Below are 15,311 nucleotides of genomic sequence, written 5' to 3'. Positions count from 1 at the left end.
ACCCGGCTCGGCGCCTCGCGCATGTCGTCGGTGTTGGGCTTGAAGGCCAGCCCCCACAGCGCGAAGCGGCATCCGGACAGGTCCTCGCCGAAGCGCGCCACAGCCTTCTCCACCAGGCGCAGCTTCTGCGCGTCGTTGGCGGCTTCCACGGCGTCCAGCACGCGCAAGGTATGGCCGTGGGCCTTGCCGCTGCTGACCAGCGCCTTGACGTCCTTGGGGAAGCACGAGCCGCCGTAGCCGGCCCCCGGATAGAGGAAGTGGTAGCCGATGCGCGGGTCGGAGCCGATGCCGCGGCGCACCAACTCGATATCGGCGCCCAGCGTCTCGGCCAGGTTGGCCAGTTCGTTCATGAACGAGATGCGCGTCGCCAGCATGGCGTTGGCGGCGTACTTAGTCAGTTCGGCGCTACGCACGTCCATGAACAGGATGCGCTCATGATTGCGCTGGAACGGCGCGTACAGACGGCGCATCATCTCGACGGCGCGCTCGTCCTCGGCGCCGACCACGATGCGGTCGGGCTTCATGAAGTCCTCGATCGCCGCGCCTTCCTTGAGGAATTCCGGGTTGGACACCACGCTGTAGTCGAGCTGGACGTCACGCTCGGCCAGCACCTCGGCGAGCGCGGCTCTGACCTTGTCGGCGGTGCCGACCGGCACCGTGGACTTGTCGACGACGACCTTGTAGCCGTCCATGTAGCGGCCGATGTTGCGCGCCGCGGCCAGCACGTATTGCAGGTCGGCCGAACCGTCCTCGTCCGGCGGGGTGCCGACGGCGATGAACTGGATGTCACCGAAAGCGACCGATTCGGCCACATCGGTGGTGAAATGCAGACGGCCGGCGGCGACGTTACGGTGCACCATGTCGTCCAGACCCGGTTCGTAGATCGGGATGCCGCCGGCCTGCAGCAGCGCGATCTTGGCCGGGTCGACATCGAGGCAGCACACCTCGTTGCCGACCTCGGCAAGGCAGGTGCCGGTGACCAGGCCGACGTAGCCCGATCCGATAACGGTAATTTTCATGCTTGGGTCGTCCGGAAGTGAGCGATATCCTGGTTGATCTTGCATAGCACCTCCAGCGGCTCGGCGGCTTTGGTGATCGGACGGCCGATCACCAGGTAGTCGGCGCCGGCGGCGAGCGCGGCGGTCGGCGTCATCACGCGGCGTTGATCGTCCGCGGCGCTGTCGGGCAGGCGGATGCCCGGGGTGACCAGCTTGAATTCGGTCCCCAACTCAGTCTTGAGCAGCGAGGCCTCCTGCGCCGAACACACCACGCCGTCGAGACCGCTGTCGCGCGTCAGGCGAGCCAGGCGCAGCACCTGCTCTTGCGGCGGAACGGTGATGCCGATTTCGGCCAGGTCGGCGGCCTCCATGCTGGTGAGCACGGTGACAGCGATCAACAGTGGGCGTTGGCTGTACTGTTCCAGCGCCTCGCGCGCCGCCGTCATCATGCGGCGCCCACCGGAAGCGTGCACGTTGACCATCCATACCCCGGCCTCGGCCGCCACCTTGCAGGCGTGCGCCACGGTGTTGGGAATGTCGTGGAACTTGAGGTCGAGGAAGACCTGGAAGCCGCGTGCGGCCAGGCTCTCCACCAGCGCGCGGCCGGACGCGGTAAACAGCTCCTTGCCCACCTTGACGCGGCATTCGGCGGGATCAAGTCGAGCGGCAAAAGCGAGCGCGCTGTTGGCGTCGGCGAAATCCAGCGCGACGACGACCGGAGACACAGGCGCTCCGGACAGGTTGGCCGAAACCAGAGGATTCATACAAACTCCTGAAACGATTTAAAGCCCGTTTCAGTAGGCGGGCGGGCCAAGGCAGCGGAAGAGCGGTCAGTGAACAGAAACCCAAGGCACGTAAGGACCAGGGTATTCCGCCTCGCTGGGCGCATCCTTGCGAGCCAATCTCAGCTTGGCTCAGCGCTGGACTCGCACACAGTCTGCCGGCACGCGGGGTGCAAAAGCGCAGCCGCCTAATGAAATGGGCGTTTAGTGAATCTCCGAACGGTTGGGGGTGAAGCTCTCCCATTCGCCGCAGGCCGGGCAGTGCCAGAAGAAGGCGCGCGAACGGAAGTTACAGCATTTGCAGCGATGCACGGTGAGCCGCTGTGCATGTTTGGATACCAGGGCACGAATGACCTCGGCATCGGCACGGCCCTCCGGACTCAAACCGTCCATCTGCGACTCGATCAGTCGGTACACCCCGTTCAGGCTGGGCCGTGCATGCACCGCCTCGCGCGCCGCTTCCAGGGCACGCGCCTCCCCCTCGTAGGTGGCGACCTTCTGATACAAGAGATCGGTCAGCTCCAATTGCGGGAAGGTTTTCTGATAGCCCCGCAGCAACGCAATCCCCTCGCTCGGCTTGCCAAGTTTTTCATACGCGTCGAACAAGCGCTCAGCGGCCATCGACAGGTATTCGAAATTCTGTTTCTCGATGCCCTGCCAGGCGGCGATGGCCTCTTCCAGGCGGCATTCGGCGAATTCGATGTCACCCAGGATCAGGCTGGCGCGCACGCACTTGCGGTTGGCCGCCAGCGCCTCGGTCACATGGCGGCGTGCCTCGGCATAATTGGACTTGTACAACTCACCCTGGGCCAGCTCGCAGTGGTACTGCGCCACCTCGTGCTGGTAGGAGTGGGCGTCGTTGCGCAATTCCTTGGCTGTGGCGATGGCCTTTTCCCAATCGCGGTCCTGTTGGTAGATGTCAAGCAGCTGACGCCGCGCCGAGCGCCCCATATTGCCATTGAGCAGTTTGAGCAAAATCTCTTCGGCACGGTCGACCAGGCCGGCCTTGCGGAAGTCCTGCGCCAGCTCGAAACGCACGGCGTCGCGTTGTTCGGCCGGCAAATCGGTGGATTCCAGCATCCGCTGATGCAAGCGGATGGCACGGTCATTCTCGCCACGCTTGCGATAGAGCTTGCCCAAGGTCAGCGGCAGTTCCTGCACGGCGGGTTGCTGCCGAGCCACTTCGGCCAGGGCCTTGACCGCTGCGCCACTGTCTTCTTCCACCAGGGCATCCAGGCCGCGAAAAAAACCGGCCGGGACTTCCTTTGCCTGCCTCAGCACCGAACGCATGTCGACGCGCGCCGCCAGCCAGCCCAGTGCAAAAAACGCGGGGAACAGCAGCAACCACCACAGATCGAGCTCCAAGGCCATCCTTTCACTTCAACGACAAAAATACCGCTGCCGCCCAGAGGGGCGGCAGCTTGCAACGGTAATCTTCAATCGGCCAACGCGTCGCTGGGGTCGTGCACCACGCGCGGCGAAGGCGGTCGATTGCGCAATTCTTTTTTCAGCAGCGACAGCTGGCGGCGCAGGCGCAGGTAGTAGGACAAGGTCGCCAACAGGCCGACTGCCGCTCCGGCAATGAAAAACACCAGCAGAAACACGATCAGCGGCGCGCTCCAGACCTGTCCGAAGAACAGCTTGAAATCGACCTGATGGCTGTTCTGCACCGTCACGGCGATCAGCAGCACCAGGAGGACAACTTCGATGATACGCAGCACGTAGCGCATGGTTTTTCTCGGGGTAAGGAGTAAGCCGGAGTGCAAGTTTAAACGATTGGCTGACACAACCCAAGCCGCGCGGGAGGCGACAACGAAAAAGCGCCGCGATGAGCGGCGCTTTGCTTGGGCTGGTAAGGCAGCAAGGGCAGGCCTTTCAGACCTGCTCCTGGGCAAGCAGCGCGAGATCAACCCGTTCGCGCAGTTCCTTGCCCGCCTTGAAATGCGGCACAAACTTCTCAGGAACCGAGACGCTGCTGCCCGACTTCGGGTTGCGCCCGACCCGCGGCGGCCGGTAGTTCAGATCGAAACTACCGAAGCCGCGGATTTCGATGCGCTGCCCGGTGGCCAGGCTGCCGGCCATCGCGTCCAGAATGGTCTTGACGGCCAGCTCAGCATCCTTGTAGACCAACTGAGAATTGCGCTCGGCAAGACGTTCCGCCAGCCTGGCAATCAGCTCAGATTTGGTCATGATGCCATTACTCAGCGTTGTTGCCCGAAGACAGCTTGGCTTTCAGCAGTGCGCCCAGGCTGGTGGTACCAGCGCTGACGTTGGCATCGCTGGCAGCCAGGGAGCGCAGGGCAGCGCCTTCTTCCTGGGCATCCTTGGCCTTGATGGACAGGCTGATGTTGCGGCTCTTGCGATCGACAGCAATGATCACGGCCTCAACTTCGTCACCTTCCTTCAGGTGGGTGCGGATGTCTTCCACGCGGTCGCGGGATACTTCGGAAGCACGCAGGTAGCCTTCGACGTCACCGTCCAGCTGAATCACGGCGCCCTTGGCGTCCAGCGACTTCACGGTACCCTTGACCAGGGCGCCCTTGTCGTTCATGGCAACGTAGTTGTTGAACGGATCGCCTTCGAGCTGCTTGATGCCCAGGGAGATACGCTCTTTTTCCACGTCGATGGACAGAACAACGGCTTCAACCTCGTCGCCCTTCTTGAACTTGCGCACGGCTTCTTCGCCAGCTTCGCTCCAGGACAGGTCGGACAGGTGAACCAGGCCGTCGATGCCGCCCGGCAGACCCACGAACACGCCGAAGTCGGTGATCGACTTGATGGCGCCGACCAGCTTGTCGCCCTTCTTGTAGGTCGCAGCGAAATCGTCCCACGGGTTGGCCATGCACTGCTTCATGCCGAGGCTGATACGACGGCGGTCTTCGTCGATCTCGAGGATCATGACTTCGACTTCGTCGCCAACTTGAACCACCTTGGACGGGTGTACGTTCTTGTTGGTCCAGTCCATTTCGGACACGTGCACCAGACCTTCGATACCTTGTTCGATTTCAACGAACGCACCGTAGTCGGTCAGGTTGGTCACCTTGCCGAACAGGCGGGTACCGGACGGGTAGCGACGGGACAGACCAACCCACGGGTCGTCGCCCAGCTGCTTGAGGCCCAGCGAAACGCGGTTCTTTTCCTGGTCGAACTTGAGCACCTTGGCTTCGACTTCGTCGCCCACGGCGAGGACTTCGGACGGGTGCTTGACGCGGCGCCATGCCAGGTCGGTGATGTGCAGCAGACCGTCGATGCCGCCCAGGTCAACGAACGCACCGTAGTCGGTGATGTTCTTGACGATACCCTTGACCACTGCGCCTTCGCACAGGGTTTCCAGCAGAGCCTTGCGCTCTTCGCCCAGGGTTTCTTCCAGCACGGCGCGGCGGGATACCACCACGTTGTTGCGCTTGCGGTCCAGCTTGATGACCTTGAACTCGACCTGCTTGCCTTCGTACGGGGTGGTGTCTTTCACCGGACGTACGTCGACCAGGGAGCCCGGCAGGAAGGCGCGGATGCCGTTGACCATGACGGTCAGACCACCCTTGACCTTGCCGCTGATCAGGCCGGACATGATGGTGCCGGCTTCCAAGGCTTCTTCCAGCTCGATCCAGGCGGCCAGGCGCTTGGCTTTTTCGCGCGACAGCTTGGTTTCGCCGAAGCCGTTTTCCAGCGCGTCGATGGCCACGGTCACGAAGTCGCCGATAGCCACTTCGATAACGCCGCTATCGGCCTTGAATTCTTCAACCGGAATCAGCGACTCGGACTTGAGGCCGGCGTTCACGGTTACAAAGTTGGAATCAAGGCCAACAACTTCGGCCGTGATCACTTCGCCTACGCGCATGTCATGAAGGGTGAGGCTTTCTTCGAACAGCTGGGCGAAGTTTTCCATAGCGAGGGTAGTCATTAAGATTACTCACACGTGCATGCCTTGCGGCACGCGGGTTAGTGGTTGAGATACCGCCCTTGCACTGCAGCAAAGACGGGTGCTAAAAAAATTAGAGGCCGGAGGCCTGTCGCTCCTTGAACCACTGCACGACGGCATCGACTGCTTGGTCGATTGTCATTTCAGTGGTATCAAGCAGTGTGGCATCCGGCTCCTGACGCAGGGGAGCGACCGCTCTGGCGGCATCGCGCGCATCACGATCGACTATGTCCTGCTTAATCTTTTGGAGATTAGCAGATTCCCCCTTGCCGATCAACTGCTTATAGCGTCGGCTGGCGCGCTCGTCGGCGCTGGCGGTGAGAAAAACCTTCAGCGTGGCGGCGGGAAATACTACCGACCCCATGTCGCGGCCGTCGGTCACCAGGCCGGGCTCCTGGCGGAAGGCGCGCTGGCGCTCGAGCAGCGCGGCCCGCACCGCGGGCAGTGCGCCGACCCGCGAGGCCCCCATGCCCACCTCCTCACCGCGGATGGCGTCGCCGGCGTCTTCGCCGTCGAGCCAGACCGTGCCATCGGCAAAGGCAACCGGCAGTTGGCGCGCCGCCTCGGCCAACACGGCCTCGTCCTCCATGGGGATGCCGCGGCGGATGGCGAGCAAGGCTACCAGCCGGTAGAGCGAGCCGGAATCGAGATAGTGGAATCCGAGCTGGTCGGCCACCAGGGCGGCCACGGTGCCCTTGCCGGAGGCGGAGGGTCCATCGATGGTGATGACGGGTACGGTCATGTCGAGAAAAACCTGAGCAATGGGGTTGGCCGAAGCGAACCGGAAAAAGGGTTCATTCTAGCTCAGCCGGCGCGGCCCCGGGGCCTGGGAATAGCGCGGCGAGCCACACGCCGTCCGGCCACGAGCGGGCAGGAAGAAGCGACCGGGCACTCGCGGTGTCAACGAGGTCTTCCGCACCGCCCCGATGAGCGCTGCCTGACGTACAGGCCAGGTTTGCCTAGACAGCAGCCACACAGGTACAGTGGAGAGCCAAAGGCGGTGCGATCTGGTGTCGTGCCGCGATGACCCAGACCGAACCGTTCAAGAATCCGACTCCATGGAACAGCTGCTTCTTTCGCCCTCCCCCCGCCTGTCGGGCACCATCCGCCTGCCCGGCTCCAAGAGCATATCGAACCGCACCCTGCTGCTGGCCGCACTGGCCCAGGGCAAGACGCTGGTACGCGAGTTGCTCGACTCCGATGATATCCGCCACATGCTGGGCGCGCTGCGCCTGCTGGGCGTGACCATCGAGCAGGTCGGCAACAGCCGCGACTTCGTGGTACACGGCGTGGGCGGGGCGTTTCCGGTGAAACAGGCCGAATTGTTCCTGGGCAACGCCGGCACCGCCTTCCGCCCGCTGACCGCGGCGCTGGCGCTGATGCAGGGCGAGTACCAGCTCTCCGGCGTGGCGCGCATGCACGAGCGGCCGATCGGCGACCTGGTCGACGCGCTGCGCGTGGCCGGCGCCGACATCCGTTACCTCGGCAACGCGGGCTTCCCGCCGCTGGCGATCGCGCCGGCGACGATCGACGCCGGCCGGGTGATCCCGGTCAAGGGCAACGTGTCGAGCCAGTTCCTCACCGCGCTGTTGATGGCGCTGCCGCTGACCGGCGAGGCTGTGACCATCGAGGTGGTCGGCGAGCTGATCTCCAAACCCTATATCGAGATCACGCTGAACCTGATGGCGCGCTTCGGCGTCAAGGTCGAGCGCCAGGGCTGGCAGCGCTTCACCATCGCCGCCGGGCAGAGCTACCTCTCGCCGGGCGAGATCCACGTCGAGGGTGACGCTTCCAGCGCCTCGTACTTCCTTGCTGCCGGGGCGATCGCCGGCGGGCCGGTGCGAGTGGAAGGCGTTGGCCGCGACAGTATCCAGGGCGACGTGAAGTTCGCCGACACGCTGCGCCAGATGGGTGCGACCATCAGCATGGGCGACAACTGGATCGAGGCCAGCGCCCCGGCCGGCGGCCTCAAGGCACTGGACGTCGACCTCAACCACATCCCGGACGCCGCGATGACCATCGCCGTGGCGGCGCTGGCGGCCGGCGGCACCACCACCATCCGCAACGTGGAAAGCTGGCGCGTCAAGGAAACCGACCGCCTGTCGGCGATGGCGACCGAACTACGCAAGGTCGGCGCCACGGTGGAGGAAGGCCGCGACTACATCCGCATCACCCCGCCGGCGGCGCTGACGCCCAACGCTGAGATCGACACCTACGACGACCACCGCATGGCGATGTGTTTCTCGCTGGTGGCGCTGATGGGCACCCCGGTGGTCATCAACGACCCCAAGTGCGTCGCCAAGACCTTCCCCGATTACTTCGAGGTGCTGGCCTCGCTGACGCGCTGAGCGCCTCCCCGTCGGCACAGCAAAGCGCCCGCCCGCGGGCGCTTTTTTCATGTCAAAACACCTTATGTTGTTATCAAAAGGCAAATCAATGACAATATGTTGATCAAGACCAGCCTCCTCACCGCCATGACCGACTTCTTCGCCCTGCGCCGCGAGTTCATGCAGCGCTTCGACCTGACCCCGCCTGCCCAGCCGACGCCGCAGCCGGCCGACCTGACGTTATGGGAAACCATGCTACGCGAGGAACTGGCCGAATTCTGGCAGGCGCTCGCCGAGTACAAGGCCCTGGCCGGTGTGGACGAGGCAGAACGCGTGCGGCGCATGGCGGAGCTCGCCGCCGAAGGGGTGGACGTGATGAACGTGATGACCGGGCTGTTGCTGTCGCAGGGGCTGCCGGTGGCCGAGATGGCGCGGGAAATCCACGCCGCCAATCTGCGCAAATGCGTCGACGGCGAAGTGCGGCGGCGTGCCGACGGCAAGATTCTGAAGCCGGACGGCTGGCAGCCGGCCGACAAGGAAGGCGTGATCCGCGCCGCCCTGCCGCAGGAACGCTAGCGGCGCCTTGCCAGCAGGCGGTCGAGTTGGGCGGCGAAGGCCTGGCGTTCACGTTGGCCGAAGGGGGCCGGGCCGCCGGTGGCGACGCCGCTGTCGCGCAGCTCGGTCATGAAGTTGCGCAAGGCCAGCGCCTCGCGGATGCTGGCGTCGCTGTACAACTCGCCGCGCGGGTTGAGCGCGAGCGCGCCGCGCTCCACCACCTGGGCCGCCAAGGGAATGTCCGCCGTCACCACCAGGTCGCCGGCCTGCACCTGCTGCGCGATGTAGTTGTCGGCCACGTCGAAGCCGGCCGCCACCTGCACCGCGCGGATGTGCGGCGACGGTGGCGTGGCGAGCCAGCGGTTGGCCACCAGCACCAGCGCCGTGGCGGTACGCTCCGCGGCACGGTACAGGATATCCTTGACCACCGCCGGACAGGCGTCGGCATCCACCCAGATCGTCATCGTTGCGGCCCTTTCTCCAGCATGGCCTGCCCCTGGCGCATGAAGCGCTGATTCCACGCCACGCGTGCCGCGCGCGCGGTATCGAATACCTCGGCCAGGCCCGCGCCGTCGCCCGCCGCCAGCAGGGCATGCAGGCGGTCGAGCGCGACACGGTAGTCGTCCAGTTCGGCCAGCAGCGCCTCACGGTTGGCCAGGCTGATGTCGCGCCACATTTCCGGGTGGCTGCCGGCGATGCGAGTGAAGTCGCGAAAGCCGGTGGCAGCGAAGTCGAAGCAGCGTGCGGCGTCGTCCTTGCCGGCGATCATGTCGACGTAGGCAAAGGCCAAGAGATGCGGCAGGTGGCTGACGGCGGCGAACACCGCGTCATGCTCGGCGGCGCTCATCATGTGCACCTTGGCTCCGCAGGCCTGCCACAGGCGGCTCACCAGCTCGCTGGCGTCGGCACCGGTTTCGGCCAGCGGCGCCAGCACCACCTTGCGGTTTTCGTACAGGCCGTACTGGGCGGCGACGGCTCCGGACAGATCGGAGCCGGCGATCGGGTGCGCCGGCACGCAACGCGCCAAGTGCCGCGGCAGGTGCTGGCGGAACAGCGCGACCACGTCGCTCTTGGTGCTGCCGGCGTCGGTGACGATGGTGTGTGCCGGCAAGGTGTCGGCCATGGCCGCCAGCAGTGCGCCCATCTGCCCGACCGGGGTGGCGAGCAGCACCATGTCCGCCTGCCTCACTGCGGCGGCAATGTCCTGGCTGATCTCGTCCACCACGCCCAGCTGCAGGGCGCGCTGCAGGTTCTCCAGCGTGCGGCCGACACCGATCACGCGCTCCACCAGGCCGGCACGCTTGAGCGCCAGCGCAAACGAGCCGCCGATCAGACCGACTCCGACCACCACCAAGGTCTTGATGCCTTGCTGCACCGTTAATCCCCTTCAACCCGGCAAGACCGCTCCGGCAGGCCGGCGCGGCGTGTGAACTATGGTAAAGGGTCTATCATAAGCGATTTTGCCGGGCGGCTGCCGAGCAAAGGTCGATTCAGCGCCCAGGGGAGAACACCATGACGCATTCGCTGTACCTGTACTACCAGGTCGCCGTGCCCGACGCCAGGCTGCGCCAGACGGTGCAGGCGCTGCAGCAGGAGCTGTGCACGCGCTGCGGGGTGAGCGCGCGGCTGCTGTGCCGGCGCGACGATCCCGCCACCTGGATGGAGGTGTACGAAGGGATCGCCGACGATGCGGCATTTGCCGCCACGTTGGCCGAAGCCGAGCAACGCCATGGCATCGCCGCCTTGAGCGGTCCCCGCCACGCCGAATGGTTCCAACCCCTCGACGAAGCTGACCCGGCATCCTGACGCCGCCGCGATGGCGGCGCCAAGTGGAACCGTGCAGCACCAAGCCGTTGGCAACGGCCGGGTGGGCGGAACACAGCGAAGTGCATCGTTGCCGGGGCTTGGCGCGCTTCACCTACCCCGGCAGCATGCAGCGCTCCGCGCCAAGATCGTGTGCCGCTTTTCAGGCCGCCGCCGCCAGCTGCGCCGCGAGCGCCCGCAAGGCATGCGGAATCGCCCAGGCCCGCTCTCCCAGACGCACCACCGGCCAGATTCCGATCAGGCTGTTGCACAGGAACACCGCCTCGGCGGCGTCGAGATCGGCCAGCGTCAGGCGCGCCTCGCGCACCGCCAAACCGAGCGCCGGGGCGTTGCCGAGCACCCAGGCGCGCAGCGCACCGGCCACACCGCTGCGGTCGAGCAAGGGCGTGGCGAGTTCGCCGCCGCGCAGCAGGAACAGATTGCTCATGGTGCCCTCGACCAGACAGCCCTCGCTATCCAGCAGCAGCCCCTCGTGGATCGCGGGATCGCTCCACTCGGAACGCGCCAGCACGTTTTCCAGCCGGTTGAGATGCTTGATGCCTGCCAGGCGTGGCTGCAACCCCAGCCGCAGTTCGCACAGCCGCACGATCACCCCCTGCTCGGCCAGTTCGGCCGGATAGCCGGCCCAGGGAGAGGCCGAGACGATGCGCGTCGGCACCGCATCGGCCGGGATGGCGTAACCGCGCCGGCCGACGCCGCGCGTCAGCACGATCTTGGCCACCGCACGCTCGAGGCCGGCCGCGGCCTGCGCCAATTCCGCCAGGACCAGACCCTCGTCCGGCAACGGCAGGGCAAGCCGTGCGCAGTCTTCGGCCAACCTTTGCCATTGCCAGCGCCACAGCCGGGGCCGGCCGGCCAACAGCTCCAGCGTGCGGTACACGCCGTCGCCGTAGGACAGACCACGATCGAGCGCCGAGACCTGCTCGCCCGGCGCACCGTCGATCAGCATCGCCATCAAGCCTGTTCCACGCCGAGCGCACGCAGCAGGCCGCGCGCCTTGTGACGGGTTTCCTGCAGTTCGCGCTCGGGGTCGGAATCGGCCACGATGCCGCCACCGGCGCGGAAGCGCAGTTGCTGCCCTTCCTGCATGAAGGTGCGGATCAGGATGTTCAGGTCCATGCTGCCGTCGCGGTTGAGGTAGCCCAGGCTGCCGGTGTAGGCGCGGCGCGCGCCGGCTTCCAGCTCGCGGATGATCTGCATGGTGCGCACCTTGGGGCAGCCGGTGATGGTGCCGCCGGGGAACAGCGCGCGCAACACCTCGGCCGGCACCACCTCGGGACGCAACCGGCCACGCACGTTCGATTCGATGTGATGCACGTAAGCGTAGCTTTCCACAGCCATCAGCTCGTTGACTTCCACCGTGCCGGGCTGGCAGATGCGGCCGAGGTCATTGCGTTCGAGATCGATCAGCATGACGTGCTCGGCGCGCTCCTTGGTACTGGAGATCAGCCGCTGCTTCAGCGCTGCATCCTCAACCCGGTCGGGTGAGCGCGGGTGGGTGCCGGCGATCGGCCGCGTCTCGGCCCAGCCGTCCCTGACCCGCACCAGCCGCTCCGGCGACGAGCTGACAATCTGCACCGCGCCGAAGTCGGCCAGCGCCGAGAACGGCGCCGGGTTGGTACGGCGCAGCGCGGTGAACAGGTCGGCGGCGCGCACCGCGTCGGCCAGGGTGGCACGCCAGCCGCGCGAGATGTTGACCTGGAACACGTCGCCTTCGACGATGTAGCGCTTGAGCCGCACCACGGCATCGGTGTACCAGTTCGGATCGTCCTCCGTCAGGCTTTGCAGGGCCACCGGGCGCGGCGTGAACGGCGCCACGGCCGCGACCCTGGCGCGCAGCTCCGCCAGCGCCTCTGCACTTTCCGCAACCAGCCAGCCCTGGCCGGCAGCGCGGTCGAGCAGCACCGCCGCCGGCACGCGCGCCAGCGCCGCCAGCGGGAAGCTGTCCGGCACCCCGGCCGGCACGCTGGGCTCGAACTCCGACAGCAGGTCGTAGCCGAGAAACACGAACCAGCCGCCGACGAAGGGCAGCCGGTGCGGGTTGTCCACCGGCTGCGGCGCGATGGCGCGCACCGCGTCGAGAAACGCGCCGCCCTCGCCGTCGTAAAACAGCCGGGTTTCGCCCGGCAGAGCGAACAGCATGTCCCAGCCCTGCTCGCCGGAGGACATCAGCAGGTAGGGGAAACGGGCCCGATCGGCGGCGTGCAGCGCCAGCAGATCGGGGGAAACATCGAGTCGTTCGGTAAACATGACCGGTCCTGGGGCCGCGTCGGATCGACGTTGGCCAAAAAAAGAAAAACCGCTGCGAGTGTAACGCAGCGGTTTTGACTGTCAATCGAGGCTTAGATCACTCAGACGCGCTTGAATACCAGCGTGCCGTTGGTGCCGCCGAAACCGAACGAGTTGGAGATCGCCACGTCGATCTTCATCTCGCGCGCGGTGTTGGCGACGTAGTCCAGATCGCAACCGCTTTCGATATCCTGCTCGAACAGGTTGATGGTCGGCGGCGAAATCTGGTTGTGCAGCGCCAGCACCGAATACACCGCCTCGACACCGCCGGCGCCACCCAACAGGTGGCCGGTCATCGACTTGGTCGAGTTCACCACCAACTTCTTGGCGTGCTCGCCGAAGGCAATCTTCAGCGCGGTGGTTTCATTGGCGTCACCCAACGGGGTGGAAGTGCCGTGCGCGTTGACGTAGTCCACCTCGTCCGGGTTGATGCCAGCATCGCGCAGTGCATTCTTCACGCCACGCGCCGGGCCGTCGCTGTTCGGCGCGGTGATGTGGTGCGCATCCGAACTCATGCCGAAACCGACCAGCTCGGCGTAGATGGTGGCACCGCGCTTCTTGGCGTGTTCGTACTCTTCCAGCACCAGCACGCCGGCGCCTTCGCCCATCACGAAACCGTCGCGGCCCTTGTCCCACGGACGGGACGAGGTGGCCGGATCGTCGTTGCGCGTTGACAACGCCTTCATCGCGGCAAAACCGCCGATACCCAGGCGCGAGATCGCGCCTTCGGCCCCGCCCGCTACCATCACGTCGACGTCGCCGTACTGGATCAGGCGCGCGGCGTCACCGATACAGTGCGCGCCGGTGGTGCAGGCCGAGACGATGCCGTAGGTTGGGCCTTGGTAACCCTTAAAGATCGACACGTGGCCGGCGATCAGGTTGACCAGCGACCCCGGGATGAAGAACGGGCCGATCTTGCGCGGACCGCCTTCCATCAGGGCCACGCCGGTCTCCTCGATCAGCGGCAGGCCGCCGATGCCGGAACCGATGTTGACGCCGACGCGGGTCTTGTCGAGATCGGGAATGTCCTCGAGCCCGGCATCGGCGATGGCCTGGAAGGCCGCCGCGATGCCGTAATGGATGAACACGTCCATGCGACGTGCATCCTTCGGCGCAATGTAGTCGCCGATGTTGAAATCTTTCACCTCACCGGCGATCTGGCACGCCAGGTCGCTGGCGTCGAAGCGGGTGATGGTGCCGATGCCGGACTTGCCGGCCAGCAGGTTGGCCCAGCCGGAGGCAACATCGTTGCCCACCGGGGACACATGGCCAAGGCCGGTTACTACTACTCTACGTTTGGTCACGGGGCTTTCTCCGCAAAGGCAGGGAGGGCGTTCTCCCGATTGTTTCGAAACGGCCGCACCCAGATCAGACAAAACCGGGGCGCTCACAGACACCCGTTTCGAAGCCGCCAACAAAAAGGACCTCTGCTATGAGCGCAAGGCGCTATCGGGCAGAGGTCCCTGGGTACAGCAAAAAAATTACTTGTTCAGGTGAGCGTTGACGAAGTCAATCGCTTGCTGAACGGTGGTGATCTTCTCGGCTTCTTCATCCGGAATTTCGCACTCGAACTCTTCTTCCAGAGCCATCACCAGTTCAACGGTATCCAGGGAGTCAGCGCCCAGATCGTCGACGAAGGAAGATTCGATTTTCACTTCGGCTTCGTTCACACCCAGTTGCTCGGCAACGATCTTCTTGACGCGCTGTTCGATGTTTTCCATTTGTATTAACCCTTTACCTTTCTGATTCGGGATAACAAAACCCGAGTATTCTACAAAAAAAATTTAGAGTAGCCTACCTAAATGCTTTAACCGCCCGTGAACAGGCGGATTAGGGCATCAGCATGCCACCATTCACATGCAATGTCTGGCCGGTGATGTAGGCCGCGCGATCCGACGCCAAAAAGCCCACGGCATCGGCGATGTCCTTGGCGTCGCCCAGGCGGCCCAAGGCGATCTTCTGCACCAGCATCTCGCGCTGCGCTTCCGGCAGAGCACGGGTCATGTCGGTGTCGATGAAGCCCGGCGCCACGCAGTTGACGGTAATGTTGCGACTGCCGACCTCGCGCGCCATCGACTTGGTAAAGCCCATGATGCCGGCCTTGGCGGCCGCGTAGTTGGCCTGACCGGCGTTGCCCATCGCGCCCACCACCGAAGCGATGTTGACGATGCGCCCCCAGCGCGCCTTCATCATGCCGCGCAGCACGGCCTTGGAGGCCTTGAACACCGACTTCAGGTTGGTGTCCATGATGGCGTCCCAGTCCTCGTCCTTCATGCGCATCAAGAGGCCGTCGCGGGTGATGCCGGCGTTGTTGACCAGGATAGCGATGTCGCCGTATTCCTTGGCGATGGTGTCGACCAGCGCCTCGATGGCACCCTCTTCACCAACGTTCAGCACCATGCCCACGCCGCCCTGCGCCGCCAGGCGCTCGCCGATGGCGGCGGCCCCTGCCTCGGAGGTGGCGGTGCCGATGACTTTGGCTCCCTCGGCGGCCAGTGCTTCGGCAATCGCCGCACCGATGCCGCGGGACGCACCGGTCACCAGCGCCACTTTACCCTGCAGACTCATCAACTTTCTCCTCGAAATGCCCCGCCGCCGGAATGACATGGCGACGGAG

At 65.0% G+C, this 15,311-nt stretch carries 17 protein-coding genes; 3 read left to right on the top strand and 14 right to left on the bottom strand.

Annotated elements, in window-relative coordinates:
- The 7 genes from B9N72_RS09695 to cmk all read right to left on the bottom strand — a co-directional run.
- On the bottom strand, positions 1-1,019 hold a 1,019-nt coding region (locus B9N72_RS09695; protein WP_085276197.1), incomplete at its 3' end, for a UDP-glucose dehydrogenase family protein.
- Positions 1,016-1,762, bottom strand: a complete 747-nt coding sequence (gene pyrF / locus B9N72_RS09690; RefSeq protein WP_085276196.1) for an orotidine-5'-phosphate decarboxylase — start codon at positions 1,760-1,762, stop codon at positions 1,016-1,018. The genes B9N72_RS09695 and pyrF, both read right to left, overlap by 4 nt.
- Before the next feature lie 222 nt (positions 1,763-1,984).
- Entirely contained in the window at positions 1,985-3,145 is a 1,161-nt protein-coding gene (lapB, locus tag B9N72_RS09685) for a lipopolysaccharide assembly protein LapB (protein WP_200810923.1), read from the bottom strand.
- A gap of 71 nt (positions 3,146-3,216) precedes the next feature.
- Positions 3,217-3,510, bottom strand: a complete 294-nt coding sequence (locus B9N72_RS09680) for a lipopolysaccharide assembly protein LapA domain-containing protein (RefSeq protein WP_085276194.1) — start codon at positions 3,508-3,510, stop codon at positions 3,217-3,219.
- A gap of 145 nt (positions 3,511-3,655) precedes the next feature.
- On the bottom strand, positions 3,656-3,970 hold the full coding sequence (locus B9N72_RS09675) for an integration host factor subunit beta (RefSeq protein ID WP_085276193.1): 315 nt from the start codon (positions 3,968-3,970) through the stop codon (positions 3,656-3,658).
- Positions 3,971-3,977: 7 nt separating this feature from the next.
- Positions 3,978-5,681, bottom strand: a complete 1,704-nt coding sequence (gene rpsA / locus B9N72_RS09670) for a 30S ribosomal protein S1 (protein WP_234985936.1) — start codon at positions 5,679-5,681, stop codon at positions 3,978-3,980.
- A 91-nt stretch (positions 5,682-5,772) separates the two neighbouring features.
- The gene (cmk, locus tag B9N72_RS09665; RefSeq protein ID WP_085276191.1) at positions 5,773-6,441 is read right to left on the bottom strand and encodes a (d)CMP kinase; all 669 of its coding nucleotides are present in this window, start codon (positions 6,439-6,441) and stop codon (positions 5,773-5,775) included.
- A gap of 316 nt (positions 6,442-6,757) precedes the next feature.
- Between cmk and aroA the strand changes: the two genes are divergently transcribed.
- Together aroA and B9N72_RS09655 are read left to right on the top strand one after the other, a co-directional pair.
- Entirely contained in the window at positions 6,758-8,047 is a 1,290-nt protein-coding gene (aroA, locus tag B9N72_RS09660; RefSeq protein WP_085276190.1) for a 3-phosphoshikimate 1-carboxyvinyltransferase, read from the top strand.
- A gap of 96 nt (positions 8,048-8,143) precedes the next feature.
- Entirely contained in the window at positions 8,144-8,602 is a 459-nt protein-coding gene (locus B9N72_RS09655) for a pyrophosphohydrolase domain-containing protein (protein WP_234985935.1), read from the top strand.
- Here the strand turns inward: B9N72_RS09655 and B9N72_RS09650 are convergent.
- Positions 8,599-9,045 (bottom strand): YaiI/YqxD family protein, encoded by a 447-nt coding sequence (locus B9N72_RS09650; protein ID WP_085276189.1) that lies wholly within the window; start codon positions 9,043-9,045, stop codon positions 8,599-8,601. The two genes, B9N72_RS09655 and B9N72_RS09650, sit on opposite strands and share 4 nt — an antisense overlap.
- The gene (locus B9N72_RS09645; protein ID WP_085276188.1) at positions 9,042-9,956 is read right to left on the bottom strand and encodes a prephenate dehydrogenase; all 915 of its coding nucleotides are present in this window, start codon (positions 9,954-9,956) and stop codon (positions 9,042-9,044) included. Before B9N72_RS09645 ends, B9N72_RS09650 begins: the two co-directional genes overlap by 4 nt.
- A 137-nt stretch (positions 9,957-10,093) precedes the next feature.
- Here B9N72_RS09645 and B9N72_RS09640 point away from each other — a divergent pair, with 137 nt between their 5' ends.
- A complete protein-coding gene (locus tag B9N72_RS09640; protein ID WP_085276187.1) occupies positions 10,094-10,387 on the top strand; it encodes a DUF4936 family protein in 294 nt (97 codons plus the stop codon).
- A gap of 160 nt (positions 10,388-10,547) precedes the next feature.
- Here the strand turns inward: B9N72_RS09640 and pabC are convergent, their stop codons facing one another.
- The 5 genes from pabC to fabG form a co-directional block, all read right to left on the bottom strand.
- Positions 10,548-11,360, bottom strand: a complete 813-nt coding sequence (gene pabC / locus B9N72_RS09635) for an aminodeoxychorismate lyase (protein ID WP_085276186.1) — start codon at positions 11,358-11,360, stop codon at positions 10,548-10,550.
- A complete protein-coding gene (locus B9N72_RS09630; protein ID WP_085276185.1) occupies positions 11,360-12,655 on the bottom strand; it encodes an aminodeoxychorismate synthase component I in 1,296 nt (431 codons plus the stop codon). The genes pabC and B9N72_RS09630 overlap by 1 nt, the downstream gene beginning before the upstream one ends.
- Positions 12,656-12,756: 101 nt before the next feature.
- Positions 12,757-13,998, bottom strand: coding sequence for a beta-ketoacyl-ACP synthase II (fabF, locus tag B9N72_RS09625; RefSeq protein ID WP_085276184.1), 1,242 nt, complete (start codon positions 13,996-13,998; stop codon positions 12,757-12,759).
- Positions 13,999-14,175: 177 nt separating this feature from the next.
- The gene (acpP, locus tag B9N72_RS09620) at positions 14,176-14,415 is read right to left on the bottom strand and encodes an acyl carrier protein (RefSeq protein ID WP_008955003.1); all 240 of its coding nucleotides are present in this window, start codon (positions 14,413-14,415) and stop codon (positions 14,176-14,178) included.
- A gap of 109 nt (positions 14,416-14,524) precedes the next feature.
- Complete coding sequence (gene fabG, locus B9N72_RS09615) at positions 14,525-15,262, bottom strand: 3-oxoacyl-ACP reductase FabG (RefSeq protein WP_085276183.1); 738 nt, start codon at positions 15,260-15,262, stop codon at positions 14,525-14,527.
- Positions 15,263-15,311 lie beyond the last annotated feature (49 nt).

This window comes from Pseudogulbenkiania subflava DSM 22618, assembly GCF_900177275.1.
GTDB lineage: Bacteria > Pseudomonadota > Gammaproteobacteria > Burkholderiales > Chromobacteriaceae > Pseudogulbenkiania > Pseudogulbenkiania subflava.
This window is presented reverse-complemented; position numbering and strand designations above follow the sequence as displayed.